Genomic DNA, 13981 nt, shown 5'->3' on the forward strand with positions numbered 1-13981 from the left:
TCAGGCTTTTGCCATAAGCGGGTCGGTTGTGCTTTCTTTTCCGGTTTCAACATGGCCGGCAAACCTTTTCAACGTGTTACCGGACCCAATTTCTACATTGAAATCATACCAACCGTTGCTCTTGCCAAGCGCAATGGTTGTCCGCTGCGCTCCCGAAGAAGGCACCTTTATTTCAACTGGTCCCTGGCCATAGCTCATATCAACAACTTTCACGGTCAGCACCGATTTTTCGTGGTTTTCAACTTCAACCAGCACATCACCGGTTGGTTTTCCTTTTTTGTCTAAAACATAATTGCAGCCAACCTGAACATTAGGTTCCTGCGCGTTGCCCGCAAATTCCCTGAAAAACCCATTCGGGCCGTAAACACGCAAATGATAACGGCCTCCCTCAAATTCCTGCAATTTCCAGCTATCCATGAGTTTGTCACCCGCCCGAACCGCATAGTTCCAGACTTTCATAGGCTCATTCTGATAAGCATTCATGGCATAAACAATAAATGGTGACCCTGCTGATTTGTCGCCAAACACCTTATTACCTGCCTCAAATGTGATTTCAAATGTTTGCTTATCCGGGCCCAGTTTCCCGGCAACATGCAACTCGTAAGGAATTGCGCATGATTTTCGTGTGCCAGGCTCCTGTTTGGGCAAGCTCGCGGAGGTGTGAGGATTTTTATTGACTGCACTAATTTCAGCATCATTAAGCGCTTTGAAATTGGTCGGCGCCGCTTTGAATTGCGCCTTATGAATCGTTGTGACGATTTCATCACGATCAACCGGCGTCGGTTTCTTATAAGTGGAAGGGTCATATGGCTGGAAGACCGTGCTGATGTTGCCGCAAATCGTTCTCCTCCATTCAGAAATGTTGGTTTCCTTCACCTCTTTTTTTGCTTTATGACTCGCAAATTCCTCCAAAAATTGCAAAATAGAAGTGTGATCAAAAACCTGCGAATTCACTTTTCCGCCTCTCGACCAAGGTGAAGCGATCACCAGCGGAACGCGAAAGCCCAGTCCAATGGCTCCCTCACGTGCATTCGCCTTCGGCACCTGCGTCATATCCTGTTCCAACGTTACATATTCGGCTTCCAGGTCAATGCCCTTCGAAACTTTTCCGGTGTCGGTTTTAAGCGGGTTAGGGATTGAGAATGGCGGGATGTGGTCGTAATAGCCGTCATTTTCGTCATAGCAAAGTATGAAAATTGTTTTCTTCCAGACTTCCGGGTTTTTGGTAAGGATATCCAATGCTTCCGACACAAACCACGCCCCATACCAGGGCGCCGATGGGTGGTCGGAGAAGTTTTGCGGAGCCGTCAAATAGGAAACCGCAGGAAGCTTGCCTTCATTTACATCTTTCCTGAACTGGTAAAATATATCGCTTTTAGGGACGTCAACGGTTCTTTTCTCTGCGCCATCATTATAAGTGATCGAGCTAAGCCTCATGTAATCAGGATCATTCTGATTTGTCACAAATGCACGCTTATGAATTCCCTGCTCGATTACGGATAGTTTTTTGAAATTCTCTTCTGTGTAATAGGCAATTTCTGTCTCGTATTTTTCCAGCATCGCCCGCTTTCCCTCATTGGATTTGGCAAGCTTATCCTTTTCCTCCGCTGTGGAAGCAGTTAATGTCGGATCTGGTCCGGCCAGCTGCTTTCTGATTTTCTCACTTTCGAGTTGGATGAACCGGACATATTCTTTCGAAAATTTCACATTATACTGCGCGTGACGTTCCAGCGGGTTACAGCCAAAGTTGCCCAGCCAGGAACCTTGCTTGGGATTAAATTGCATGACAGCACTAATCTCATTTTGGTAAAAAGCCCAGGAAACGCCAGCTTCTTCCAGCCTTTCAGGAAACGTTTTCCATTTGACAGGCTTGTTATAAGAAAAATAACTGTTCCGAACTACGGCCAGAGAGTCCATGCTCGGTTTTTCTCTGATCGTGCCCGACCACAAATAATATCGGTTCGGGTGCGTGGGTGTCATGGACGAGCAGAAATTCTGATCACAAACCGTAAAAGCATCAGCTAATGCATAATAAAACGGAATGTCTTCACGGTCATAATGCCCCAAAGTCAGAGGCATTTCGGAATATTCTTTGCGTGTGGATCGCTTGGAAGTCAGCCATTTATCATATTTTCCGCCATTGTAGGCATCCACTTGCGACTCGCGCGAATGCGGCAGGTCGTGCATCCAGGTCGCTTTGGTGCCCTTCATGTCCAGCCGGAATGGAGCGTAGGTTTCTCCTTTGGAATCTGTTTGCAGCCAGACTTTGTTTTTATTGGGTAAATCAATGGCACGCGGATCGTTGAAACCTCTTACGCCTTGCAATTTTCCGTAACAATGGTCGAAAGAGCGGTTTTCCTGCATTAAAATCACAACATGTTCCGCATCCAGATAAGTGGAATTCGGTTCCGGGTTGATGGCCATTGCCTTCAATACCGACTCAGGAAAAAGTCCTGCCATACCAGCACCCCCTGATAGCATTGCCGCTTTTTTCAGAAATTCCCTTCTTGAATCCATCTAATTTCGAATTACCGTTGAAATAAATCAGTCTAATAACTCGAATAAAAGGGTGTTTCAAGAAAAATTACTGTTAACAATTTGTGATCAAGCATGTTGCGTTAGGAAACCAGGATACTACTTACCTGACATTCAGGAGTTTTATCACTTCGAGCTTCTTCCTGCGCGATATTTCCACCTCTGTGCCATCGCTTACCACAATGTATCCATGGTCATGGCTCATCTGCGAAATGTGTTTGGGATTCACCAAATGCGATTTGTGCGTTCGGATAAAACCAAATTCTTCCAGCATTTCATCAAAATACTTCAATGTCTTGCTGGTAACGATCGGTTTTTTGTGCGTGGTGTGGATAAATGTGTAGTTACCGTCTCCCTGCATACGTATGATCTGTTCCAATGTAAGAAACAGCACGCCATCTTTTGAAGGGACTGCAAGCCGGAAATCCTTGATTTCGCTTTTTCCAATGTTGTGGACCAGATTATCATACAGGATCAGATTGCTTTTAGCATCCACCTTCTGAATTTTCAGATATCGGTCCATGGCAAATCTCAGCTCATCAGGATCCACTGGTTTCAGCAGATAGTCCAGCGCGCTGAAACGGATCGCCTGAACGGCATATTGATTATAGGCAGTTGTAAAAATCACTTCAAACGCGGGATTTACCAGTGCTCGCAAAAAGTCAAAACCGTTTCGCTTGGGCATTTCCACATCCAGAAAAACGATCCCCGGGTTGTAATTACGCAAAATTTCAAGTGCCTGCTCTACTGATTCAGCCTGTCGGATTTCTGTAATTTCCTCAACAAAACTTTCGATGTAATATTTCAGCACGGTGCGTGCTTTGGGCTCGTCGTCAATAATCAGCGCTTTTATCATTGTCTTGCTTATACATTGTTGAGGTACGTTGATAATTCAATTTCAATCAGGGTTCCGCTGGCCGCACCATGGTCGTCGTAAAGGTCACTTATCGTGAGCAATGCATGGTTTCCTTGTTTGTTAAGCAGGTCGATACGGTCTTTTGTTATTCTTAAACCTTGTGATTCGTGGTGTTTGTATTTGACACTTTCGGCCTTTAATTCAAAAGATTTTTTCCTTCCAATGCCATTGTCCTGGATCCGGCAAAGGAAAATGTCCTCATTGACCAGTCTGAACTCGATAAGCAGCTTGCGCTCGCCATCCTTATGAAGTAATCCATGCCATAGCGCATTCTCCACATATGGTTGCAGAAGCATCGAAGGCAACGCAATATCCTCATCTTCCAGAGCAGGATCCATGAGGATTTCGTACGTAAAACTTTCCTCAAAACGCATCATTTCCAGTTCCAGGTAAAGTTCCAGGACCTGGCGCTCCTGAGAGATCGAAATCATTTCCTTCCCGGAGTTCTGCAGCACCATCCTGAAAAGCTTGGAAAATTTGTTCAGATACACGCTCGCCTGCGAATATTTTCCGGAAACGATGCACTCCTGAATGCTATTGAGGCAATTGAAGATAAAGTGCGGATTCATTTGCGCCCTTAACGCCATGAGCTGGCTCTCAGCAAGCATCTTGCTGATTTTCAGCAACATCAGCTCTTTTTGCTCACTCTGCGCTTTCTGCTGCTTACGTTGTCTGTACGCTTGGAAAGCAAAATACAGGATGCTGCCCGCGAGGATCAGGCATAGCAACCTGAACCACCAGGTTTGCCACCAGTTTGGCTTTACTATCACTTGCAGCTTTTGAATGTTGGTCATCCATCTACCAAATTCATCCGTACTCCGGACTTTGAAAAGATATTTTCCGGGTAAAAGATTCGTGTAAGTGGCAGTGATCGCCCTGCCTGCATTTACCCAGTTCTCATCAACATTTTCCAGTTGATAGCTATATTGCAATGCAGGAATATCGCGATGACTTAGGGATGCGTATTGAAAGGTGATAAAATCTTCATTAGGCGCGAGTTCCAAAATGCCTTCCTTCTCAAAACCGAGCTTTTCCTGTCCAAAAACTTTAATAGAGGTTATAAACGGAGGTTTTTTAACCGGCATGCCGGCAAAGCTAAACGGATCGATCAACAATATATGGTCCAGCATAACAGCATAAATTTTACCATTCGCGAACGTCAGGTTGTTGTAATAATCCTGTAATGTTTTGCCAAGATCAATTTCCACTTTTGTCACTGCGCGTGTATCCGGATTAAAAAACATAAGCCCCTCTCTGCTCGATCCCCAAACTGCTCCCCGCGAATCAATGGCAATGCTCGATAAATAGTCGTAAAACAATCCCGTTCTGCTGTCAATGCTATCCAGCGGAGTGCCGTTGCGATCTATTTTGATCAAGCCTTTGCCACTTACGGCAGCCCATATATCGCCTTTTTTATCCTCTGCCATCTTCAAAACCTGTACATTAGCCAGCCCTTTATCTGGCAAAATGGAGAAATGTTCTTTCTGATAGTCAAAGCGCAACAAGCCACTTCCGGGTAATGAGAATAGGATATCCTTATTACTCAATTGTACGGAACTCGGGCAACTCTTAAACGAAAATAATCCAAAACGGCTGTCAGTGCCGTCATAACGGGTCGTTTTCTTAGTTACCGGATCGTGTCTGTAAATCGCATCTTCCAGGATCTGGAACCATATATTTCCTTTATGGTCGGTAAAGACGAAATTCGCGTAACGGTTGGGTGTGTCTTTCTTAATGTCTTCAAATCGCACCAGCTTATCCGTTCCGTTCGGCAGCATGTGAACGCCATCATCTCCCACAAACCACCATGCATCTTTGGCCTTTGTGCACATGACGAAGCGGTTTCTGCGCAAATTTTCGTCCGTAACAACGTAGCGCCGGTAAGTGCGGTTATCCGTATGATACGCCACGATTCCATCTTCTTTACAGGCCATTACGAGATTTTTATCCACCGTGATAGAATTCGCGTGGGCAAAGCCAGTCTCCAGGAAAAATTTAAAATTAGGCAGCTGATATATTGCCTGCAGTGGATATTGCGACTGACTTTTGCTAACGCCGTTGATCGTCCCCAGCCAAACATTTCCTTCCTTATCCGTAATGGCATCCCGAAAGTGCCCATATCCAATGCAATAGGAAAGATTTTGGTCATATTCAATCTTCTTGATCTTCTGCCCGCGTTCCTTAAAATAAGCCGCAAACAGCCATGTCGAGATCCACAGCCTGTCTTTGTGATCAATGAACAACAAATTGATCCCGTCGCTGATCTTATTGCCATCGAGCTCATAAAAGCTCTGCACCGAACCCGTTTTGAAATTCCAGTAATTAAGTGTCAGGTTATCGTCGCAGCCATACCAGACATCACCTTTGCTGTCAACGGCCAGCGCATTTACGTAAGTCTGGTCAAGAATGGGCGAATGGAGCACATTGTTGTCCTTATGGTAAATCGTTCTTTTTTTGGTGTCGATAAAACAGGGCTTGCTTCCTAAGATCCAGAAGCCGTTTCGCGTCGTGTCCCAAACCATGCCCGAAAGGAAATATTCGGGCTGGCTGAAAATGTTCGCCACCGTCGGGACAAGTACAGAAAGCGGATTCAACTTTCCCTTTTCGTAAATATAGATCCGGTTTGAAGTGCCAATCCAAAGCCGCCCTGCATTGTCCGGTTTAATGGTAACAACTGTCTCTTTGTCCAAAGCAGAAAACCGGCTGTCTTTTGAAAAAGAACCTGAGCTGGCATTAAACAGCATAATGCCATCCAATAATCCCAAAATCAATGTGTCACCTTTGCCCAGTGGGTGAATTGCATTAATCAGCAGGTTTTTCTGTTTTGTACCATTCTTATATTGCTTGACAACGGCCCCGTCGTAGCGATTGAGACCATTATTTGTCCCGATCCACAAAAACCCCGTATCGTCTTTATACAGACATCGCACTTGTTTGGCGCTCAGGCCATCCTGCCACTTGATATTTTGAAAGATTGTTTGCCCAAAAAGCATGGCGGGGATTAACCAGAAAGCAAGTAAAAATGCGAATCGTTGACGCATGCTGGAAATGGATTATTTCTTTAAAACAAGATCGAAATGAAGTGAGGTGGTTGATTAACGATGGCTGGTATACTTACCGTTTGCCGTTAAATAGACCATACCTACCGTTCCCTCTTTGATTTTGACATTTCAAAACGGGAAAGCCAACTTTAATACTGCAAGAAAGGCAATTAGCCGTGAAAAATAATGGAACTATCCTAACCAACGTTCGTCATGATCAATATCAGTGCCCTGGCCTCCCGCATTACCAGGAATGCCAACTTCAAAAATGTACTTTGCAGTGAACCGGGATACCATGTCAGAAAGAACAACGTGTATTATTGCGGAAGTCTGGCAAGCCCCACATTTGATCTGGTTGCAGGTGCTGACGTCAAATCATTTCAAACATTGGATAACAAATTTTCCAAACTGCCGACGATCAGGCAATATGCGATCGACGAAAAGTTTGTTTATTATAAAGGGAAAGCCATTCCGGGCGCAGATCCATCCTCATTCGTTGTGCTCGGATATGCGTGCGGCAAAGATTGCAATCACATTTACACAGCTTATAAAATCGTCTCAGACGATCCCGATCACTTTGTTAAAATAGATAGGCATTTGTCAAAAGACAGCAAATGTATCTACTATGCTGATCGGGTTATTTCTTATGATGCTCCTCATTTTCAATTGCTTGCCAAAGTCGATGGCTTTACTTATTTCAAAGACGGGCACAGCATTTTTGTCAACGGCGTCCGGTTTGATCAGCCGGACGTCCTATCTTTCGAGCCATTGCGGCATGGTTACTCCAGAGATGCGGCGCATGTCTACTTATTAGGGCCTGCTTCGTTCAAAATAGTGGAAGGGGCCGATCCGGGAAGCTTTCAGGTGATCAACCAATATTACAGCCTCGACCAGAACCATGTTTACTGGCGCGGTGACCGCCTTACCGACTGTGAGCCATCCACTTATGAAGCGTTGAATTTTTGAACATTATTTCAAATCCGGCAAAGGACGGGACTATACACATAAGGCGCAGCAATGCGCCTTTTCTTTTGTAAAATATGTGCAAAGTTTCAAATCTTTTGAAGTAATATTTTACCCTTACTGACTTGTATATGAATACGATTCAGATCTAAACTCTTAACAAATGCTGGCTTACACACATGCAAAGAACGCAGGACGCGTTGCCGGGTTTCTGTGTTCCCTGCTGTTTTTATTCTTCCCCTATTTTGCCAGTGCCCAGGAGATTGAGATCCTGCTGAAAGGCGGGCACGTCATTGATCCCAAAAACAACATTGACGCCATAATGGACGTCGCAATCGACGGCGGAAAGATCGTCCGGGTAGCCAGTAACATTGCTGCTTCCGAAGCCAGAAAGACGGTTGATGTGAAAGGTTATTACGTCACGCCGGGGCTTATTGATATGCACGTGCACGTTTTTGCAGGCACTGCGCCCGACGCCTATATTGCCAATGCATCCACGAGCCTACCACCGGACGGCTTCACTTTTCGCGCCGGAATTACCACGGTCGTAGATGCCGGATCATCGGGCTGGCGCAACTTCCGGACTTTCAAAGCACAAACGATCGACAAGGCGCAAACGCGTGTTTTAGCATTGCTTAACATTGTGGGCACGGGTATGGCGAGCCGCTACGAAGAACAGGACCTTTCGGATATGAACCCGGTCATGACGGCCAATATGATCCAAAGGCTTTTTCCAAAAATAATCGTAGGCGTAAAAGCCGCGCATTACTGGGGGGACTATGCGCAGGTAAAAGCCGCTGTTGAGGCAGGGAAATTGGCCAATGTGCCTGTTATGGTTGATTTCGGCGAACACCAGCCGCCATTGTCCATTGAAAAATTGTTCAAAGAATATCTTCGCCCGGGCGACATTTTTACACACACGTACTCACACGGGCCTGCGAACCGGGAAACGGTTGTGGATGAAAATGGAAAAGTCAAGCCATTTGTTTTCGAAGCGCAGAAGAACGGGCTGATTTTCGATGTCGGGCACGGTGGCGGCGCATTTGCTTGGCGGCAGGCGATTCCGGCTATGCAGCAAGGATTTAAACCCAATGTGATCAGCACAGACTTGCATACGGACAGCATGAACGGCGGTATGAAGGGACTGGATAATGTGATTTCGAAATTTCTTAACATGGGCATGACGCTCCCCGACGCCATTCTGCGCGTAACATGGAACCCCGCACAAGTGATTAAGCGTCCGGATCTTGGCACATTATCGGTGGGTTCGGAAGCAGATGTCGCAGTTTTTAATTTAAGAAAAGGTGATTTCGGATTTCTGGACGCCCGCAAATTGAAAATAAAAGGCGATAGAAAACTGGAAGCCGAACTAACCATTCGCGCCGGGAAGATTGTGTGGGACCTCAATGGGATCAGTGCTGCCGGTTGGGAATCGGAAATGATGGCTAAATAGCGAACGGTGATGTTTTTAAAGAATATATACACTCTGGTTAATGCGTGCAAAATTCATTTTTGCCTGTCAGCTCTGCTGATTTTAAGCAGTAGCGTTTTCAGTCAAAAATACGACCTGCTCATTAAAGGCGGTCATGTTATTGATCCGGCCAATGGCATTGATAAAGTTATGGATGTTGCTGTCAGTAAAGGCATTATCGCAAAAGTAGCAGTCAAAATCGATGAAGCTGCGGAGAAAATTATCCAGGCAAAAGGCTTGTATGTGACACCTGGTTTCATTGATATGCACACCCACGTTTTTGTGGGGCCTAATGCAGGAACTTTTGCCAATGGCGTTAACAGCGTCTCTCCTGATGATTTTACGTTTCGTTCCGGGGTTACCACCGTTGTGGATGCGGGGACGTCGGGCTGGCGAAGCTTTCCCTTGTTTAAAAAGCAGGTCATAGATCAGTCTAAAACAAGAATTCTGGCTTTTGTCAACATTGCGGGAGACGGCATGACGGGTGACGGACACGAGCAAAATATAGAGGATATGGTCCCGGATTCCGCTTTGAGAATCATTAATAGATACTCTGAAACAATTGTCGGCGTTAAAATCGGACATTATAACGGAACGGACTGGACACCTTTTGACAATGCAATAAAACTCGCAAGGCAGGTTGAAAAGCCACTTTTTGTAGAATGTCATTTGCCTCAATATTCCTTTCAGGATCAGTTGGAGAAGCTCAGTCCGGGTGACATGATCACGCATACATTTGAAAACATAAAAGAGCGGATGCCCATTATTGGCGATGATGGAAAAGTCCGCCCATTTGTTTTGGAAGCGAAAAAACGAGGTGTTTTGTTTGATTTAGGGCACGGCGGGGCAGGCTTCTGGTTTGATCAGGCAGCTCCTGCGGTAAAGCAGGGATTTGCTCCCAATTCGTTCGGTACCGATTTGCACCGTTTCAGCATGAACTCGGCCATGAAAGATATGACGAATGTAATGTCAAAATTCATGGCACTGGGCTTGTCGCTGCATGATGTGGTACAAATCGCCACCTGGAATGCTGCCAAGGCCATTAACCACGAGTCATTAGGAAACATAAAAGCGGGTAATGTAGCCGATCTGGCGATTTTCAAAATCAGGGACGGCACATTTGGCTTTACGGATTCGGGTGGAAAAACAATATCCGGTTCCCGAAAGCTGGAAGTGGAAATGACAGTAAGGGAAGGGAAAATTGTGTGGGATTTAAATGGCCTGGGCGCTAGAAAAACAGATTTTTGACTATGATGAGATCCTTTTTTTATAAACAAAAGCGGACGCTTGCGCAACGCTATTTTTGCTTCGGCCTTATTGTAATGCTTTTCTCCGGCGCCCAAAAGCAAGAACCGCTTCCAAAAGGCGACCCGGATAACGGCGGACTGGCGACGCCGGAAGGTTTCGAAGCCCTTGTCGTGGCGGACAGCACCGGCCTGGCGCGACACATCGTGGTGAATGAAAACGGCGACATTTATGTAAAGCTGCGTTATTATGGAAAAGGCCAGCATGGCGGGACCGTAGCCCTGCGGGATACAAACCGAGACGGGAGAGCCGACATTATCAAAAATTTTGGCAATTACCCGGATCAAAGCAGCCTTGCAAACGGCATCACGATCCGCAAGGGATATTTATATTTCAGCTCTTCACTGTTTGTTTACCGAAGCAAACTGGTTCCCGGCCAGTTGCTGCCAGACAGCACCGTAGAGGTTATTTTAAAGGACGATCACGAGCACGGCACGCATTGGCACATCACCAAACCCATGGCTTTCGATGACAAGGGCAACATGTATGTGCCATTCGGAGCGCCTTCGGATGCTTGCCAGGATGTGGCCAACTCGCCGGGCGGCAAGCCGGGCACCACAGGTTTAACTCCCTGCCCGGATCTTGAAAAACATGGAGGTATATGGAAATTCAGTGCAGATAAGCTCAATCAGACACAGGCGGACGGAAGCCTTTTTGCGACTGGTTTGCGAAGTATTGTAGGCATGCGCTGGAACAATGCAGATCAAAACCTGTATGCAGTGGTGCACGGGCGGGATAACTTACGTCGGCTTTTTCCTGATATTTATTCGTCCTGGCAAAGTGCGGTGTTGCCGGCCGACGAATTTGTAAAAGTGACACAAGGAACAAACCTGGGGTGGCCTTACTATTATTTCGACCAGATGAAGGGCAAGAGAATTTTGAACCCGGAATATGGAGGGGATAGTAAAAAAGAGGGGGAAGGAGCCAAATACCAAAATCCAATTATTGGGTTTCCGGGGCATTGGGCGCCTAACGACATTTTGTTTTACACTGGAAATCAGTTTCCCGAGCGTTACAAAAACGGTGCATTTATCGCATTCCATGGCTCCACAAATCGTGCACCATATCCGCAAGCGGGCTTTTTCGTATGCTTTGTGCCTTGGGTCAATGGTAAATTTTCAGAAAAATGGGAGGTTTTTGCCGATGGTTTCGCTGGCATGGACCCCATCATTAATGTGAGCGACGCCAAAGCGCGGCCAATGGGGCTGGCACAAGGCCCAGACGGGTCCCTTTACATCACAGATTCGAAGAAAGGGAAAATCTGGAGGGTCATGTTCAAGGGTAATAAGCCATCATTCGGAACACCGCAACTCGCTGCTATGGAGAAACATAAGCTGCTGGGAAATATCAGGACGCCGGATGTGGTGAAGGACAATTTGGATAAGGAAACAAAACTAGCCGGTGAGAAAATTTACAGGACATACTGCACTCCCTGTCACCAATCCAATGGACTCGGAGACGGCAGCCGTTTTCCTCCATTAGTCAATTCCGAATGGGTTACGGAGGACAAAAGAAAGCTCATTCGCGCCGTAGCAAACGGGCTGGAAGGCCCCATAGAAGTGCTCGGAAAGCCATACAATGATCTTATGCCCAAGCACGATTTTATGTCACCCGAAGAAATGGCGCAATTGCTGACCTATGTAAGGCAGCAGTTCGGCAACATGCCCGATCGCGTTTCCGTCGATGAAGTGAACAGGGTTTTAAAAAAATAATTCGGCACCGATATCCTTATTGATCACTTTACGCCGGAATAATCCGTGTTATTCCTTACTTATATGGCGAATAATGTATCGAAATAGTCCTAGATCGGAGCATATTGAATGTTTACCGCTTCACCAAACAGCTCCGTTATGATCCTTCGCTGATCGTTGAAGTTAAAAACGTGGCCATCGCGCCTTACTTCTTCGATATGCGAGAAATCCAGCTCCTGAACCAGCCAGCCTTCCTGTTGAGGAGGTTTGAATGCGATGATGCCCTCTTCCGGTAAATCCCTGTCCGGGGTTGAATAAAAAGCCGCATATCCGTAATTAATGTCAACGGCAGGAGACCATTCAGCATTTCCAACGGTTTGAGAAACAGTTACATAAGCCTGGTTTTCCAATGCACGCGCTCTCGCACCTACATGAACGCGTGTAGCGCCGCGAATGGTTTCTGTGCAGCTTGGTGCCAGGATCAGCGACGCTCCTGCATGGCAAAGCAGTTGAGACCCTATTCCAAATTCGACATCATAGCAGATCTGAATGCCAAATTTACCCCAGCTCGCTTCAAAAATTGTCAGGACCTTAGGCGCACTTTTGATGCCCCAATCTTCATTTTCAAAACGGGTCATGAAAAATTTGTCCTGATAACCCGCAAGGCCTTTGGGTGAAAAAACAAAGACGCGGTTTAAATGCTTTCCATCTGCAACAACAGGCAGGCTCGGAGCGACGATGATAACATTATATTTGCTTGCAAGCTTCACAAAAACGTCACAAAACGACTCTTTAAAAGAGTCCATTGCTGCCACTTGCAACAGGATATCGCACTGGATTTCAGGGGATAAAATGCTGACCAGCTCCATTGCCCCGTATTCAGGGAAAAGCAAAAGTTCAGCACCTTTGTTCGCCGCATCGCTCACCCAGTTTTCCATGTGTTCGTGCCACGCCGCAAAATCTGCGTGATGGGTAATCGGGTATTGAGCAGAGGCAACGGTAACGGATTTAGGCATTTAGTTTTCGAGTGTTTTGATCCAGAAAATCATTGGTTTGGCCGAGGGAGACATTTCACCGATATCGGGCCATTCCATAATGCTTTGCAATGACGGTTCTTTCACATAACCACGTTTGAGCCAGAATGCATCATTGGGACGGTAATCTGCTGGTTTTGCGGGATGATGGTCGCCTCTTTCCACTGAACAAAAACAGCTCAGCCCGAAGCTTCCAAAGCTCCTGGCATGTGCTTCGCGCTCATCGAAAAAGCGGTGGCCGAGGCCAAGTCCGCGATATTTGGTTAATAAAATGCTTTCGCCAAAATAAAAAATGGCGCTGATATCAAAGCCTGCGTCTTCAAACGGTTTACGAACCTCCGCAGCTTCATCCGTTAAAGGAATGCAGGTTGTTGCCCCCACCATTTTGCCATCATCAAAAACGGAGAATAGAAAGGCGCGCTCTGACTGGACGTAGATTTGCAGATAATCCTTTTCATAATCCAGCGAACCTTCATATAAATAAGGATAATCATGAAAAACTGTAATCCGCAGTGCGCCTAATGCCTCTATTACAGCAGCAATCTCAACGCCCCGATAAGCGGCAAATGTAAGTTGATCAGTCATTTCTGGACTTGGAAACCAGTTCTAGCCACAGCGGCAGATTGTAATAAGTGGTAACCCGGCAGATCTTTTCGTTCTTTAATTCCAAAAATGCTGCCGCGGGAAGTTTGTAAGATTGTCCATACGCCTCAGGCATGCCTTCTTCCGCTTTTTTGTAAATTCCCCTTACTGTGAACTCAACGGCAACCCGGGAGTCGTCCGGCGTCGTAAAAAACACCATATCCGTCAGCGTTTCTTCATAAGACTCGTCCATATTGCCGAGAAATTCTGTGAATTTTTCAATGCCCACACGCACATCGCCCTGGTTAGGTTCGTGCCTTACTTCGGGGTGCAGCAATGCAAGCATTCCGTCCCAATTTTTATGATTAAAGCATGCATAATATGCTTGTACAATGTCCAGAGAAGCCATGTCAGTATGTTAATGTTTTTAATGATAATAAAAT

General features: G+C 46.1%; 10 protein-coding genes. 4 read left to right on the top strand and 6 right to left on the bottom strand.

The features are described from left to right. From MUK70_RS26150 to MUK70_RS26160, 3 genes are all read right to left on the bottom strand, one after another. Window positions 1-2517: a phosphocholine-specific phospholipase C gene (locus MUK70_RS26150; RefSeq protein WP_234657218.1), complete on the bottom strand. Its 2517-nt coding sequence runs from the start codon at window positions 2515-2517 to the stop codon at window positions 1-3. A gap of 121 nt (window positions 2518-2638) precedes the next feature. Further along, on the bottom strand, window positions 2639-3391 hold the full coding sequence (locus MUK70_RS26155) for a LytR/AlgR family response regulator transcription factor (protein ID WP_234657217.1): 753 nt from the start codon (window positions 3389-3391) through the stop codon (window positions 2639-2641). Window positions 3392-3399: 8 nt separating this feature from the next. Continuing rightward, window positions 3400-6492 (bottom strand): sensor histidine kinase, encoded by a 3093-nt coding sequence (locus MUK70_RS26160; RefSeq protein WP_234657216.1) that lies wholly within the window; start codon window positions 6490-6492, stop codon window positions 3400-3402. A gap of 213 nt (window positions 6493-6705) precedes the next feature. On the opposite strand from MUK70_RS26160, the gene MUK70_RS26165 reads away from it, so the two are divergent. From MUK70_RS26165 to MUK70_RS26180, 4 genes are all read left to right on the top strand, one after another. Further along, a complete protein-coding gene (locus MUK70_RS26165) occupies window positions 6706-7458 on the top strand; it encodes a DKNYY domain-containing protein (RefSeq protein WP_234657215.1) in 753 nt (250 codons plus the stop codon). Window positions 7459-7618: 160 nt separating this feature from the next. Beyond that, window positions 7619-8908 carry an amidohydrolase/deacetylase family metallohydrolase gene (locus MUK70_RS26170; protein WP_234657214.1) on the top strand — a complete coding sequence of 430 codons (1290 nt, stop codon included), beginning with the start codon at window positions 7619-7621 and terminating at the stop codon, window positions 8906-8908. Between the two features lie 9 nt (window positions 8909-8917). Next, window positions 8918-10174: an amidohydrolase/deacetylase family metallohydrolase gene (locus MUK70_RS26175; RefSeq protein WP_234657213.1), complete on the top strand. Its 1257-nt coding sequence runs from the start codon at window positions 8918-8920 to the stop codon at window positions 10172-10174. 2 nt (window positions 10175-10176) lie between these two features. Then, a complete protein-coding gene (locus tag MUK70_RS26180) occupies window positions 10177-11943 on the top strand; it encodes a PQQ-dependent sugar dehydrogenase (protein ID WP_310590020.1) in 1767 nt (588 codons plus the stop codon). A gap of 89 nt (window positions 11944-12032) precedes the next feature. On the opposite strand, the gene MUK70_RS26185 is transcribed toward MUK70_RS26180, so the two are convergent. The 3 genes from MUK70_RS26185 to MUK70_RS26195 are packed head-to-tail and all read right to left on the bottom strand — an operon-like array spanning window position 12033 to window position 13947. Continuing rightward, window positions 12033-12938 carry a carbon-nitrogen hydrolase family protein gene (locus tag MUK70_RS26185; RefSeq protein WP_234657212.1) on the bottom strand — a complete coding sequence of 302 codons (906 nt, stop codon included), beginning with the start codon at window positions 12936-12938 and terminating at the stop codon, window positions 12033-12035. Further along, window positions 12939-13541, bottom strand: a complete 603-nt coding sequence (locus tag MUK70_RS26190) for a GNAT family N-acetyltransferase (protein WP_234657210.1) — start codon at window positions 13539-13541, stop codon at window positions 12939-12941. After that, the gene (locus MUK70_RS26195) at window positions 13534-13947 is read right to left on the bottom strand and encodes a nuclear transport factor 2 family protein (protein ID WP_234657209.1); all 414 of its coding nucleotides are present in this window, start codon (window positions 13945-13947) and stop codon (window positions 13534-13536) included. The genes MUK70_RS26190 and MUK70_RS26195 overlap by 8 nt, the downstream gene beginning before the upstream one ends. Between the last annotated feature and the right edge of the window lie 34 nt (window positions 13948-13981).

Source organism: Dyadobacter chenwenxiniae, from assembly GCF_022869785.1.
GTDB classification, from domain to species: Bacteria; Bacteroidota; Bacteroidia; order Cytophagales; family Spirosomataceae; genus Dyadobacter; species Dyadobacter chenwenxiniae.

What these genes read in the sequence shown, in the direction of transcription:
- MUK70_RS26150 (WP_234657218.1), bottom strand. Translation starts at nt 2,517, where the DNA reads ATGGATTCAAGAAGGGAATTTCTGAAAAAAGCGGCAATGCTATCAGGG.
- MUK70_RS26155 (WP_234657217.1), bottom strand. Translation starts at nt 3,391, where the DNA reads ATGATAAAAGCGCTGATTATTGACGACGAGCCCAAAGCACGCACCGTG.
- MUK70_RS26160 (WP_234657216.1), bottom strand. Translation starts at nt 6,492, where the DNA reads ATGCGTCAACGATTCGCATTTTTACTTGCTTTCTGGTTAATCCCCGCC.
- MUK70_RS26165 (WP_234657215.1), top strand. Translation starts at nt 6,706, where the DNA reads ATGATCAATATCAGTGCCCTGGCCTCCCGCATTACCAGGAATGCCAAC.
- MUK70_RS26170 (WP_234657214.1), top strand. Translation starts at nt 7,619, where the DNA reads ATGCTGGCTTACACACATGCAAAGAACGCAGGACGCGTTGCCGGGTTT.
- MUK70_RS26175 (WP_234657213.1), top strand. Translation starts at nt 8,918, where the DNA reads ATGTTTTTAAAGAATATATACACTCTGGTTAATGCGTGCAAAATTCAT.
- MUK70_RS26180 (WP_310590020.1), top strand. Translation starts at nt 10,177, where the DNA reads ATGATGAGATCCTTTTTTTATAAACAAAAGCGGACGCTTGCGCAACGC.
- MUK70_RS26185 (WP_234657212.1), bottom strand. Translation starts at nt 12,938, where the DNA reads ATGCCTAAATCCGTTACCGTTGCCTCTGCTCAATACCCGATTACCCAT.
- MUK70_RS26190 (WP_234657210.1), bottom strand. Translation starts at nt 13,541, where the DNA reads ATGACTGATCAACTTACATTTGCCGCTTATCGGGGCGTTGAGATTGCT.
- MUK70_RS26195 (WP_234657209.1), bottom strand. Translation starts at nt 13,947, where the DNA reads ATGGCTTCTCTGGACATTGTACAAGCATATTATGCATGCTTTAATCAT.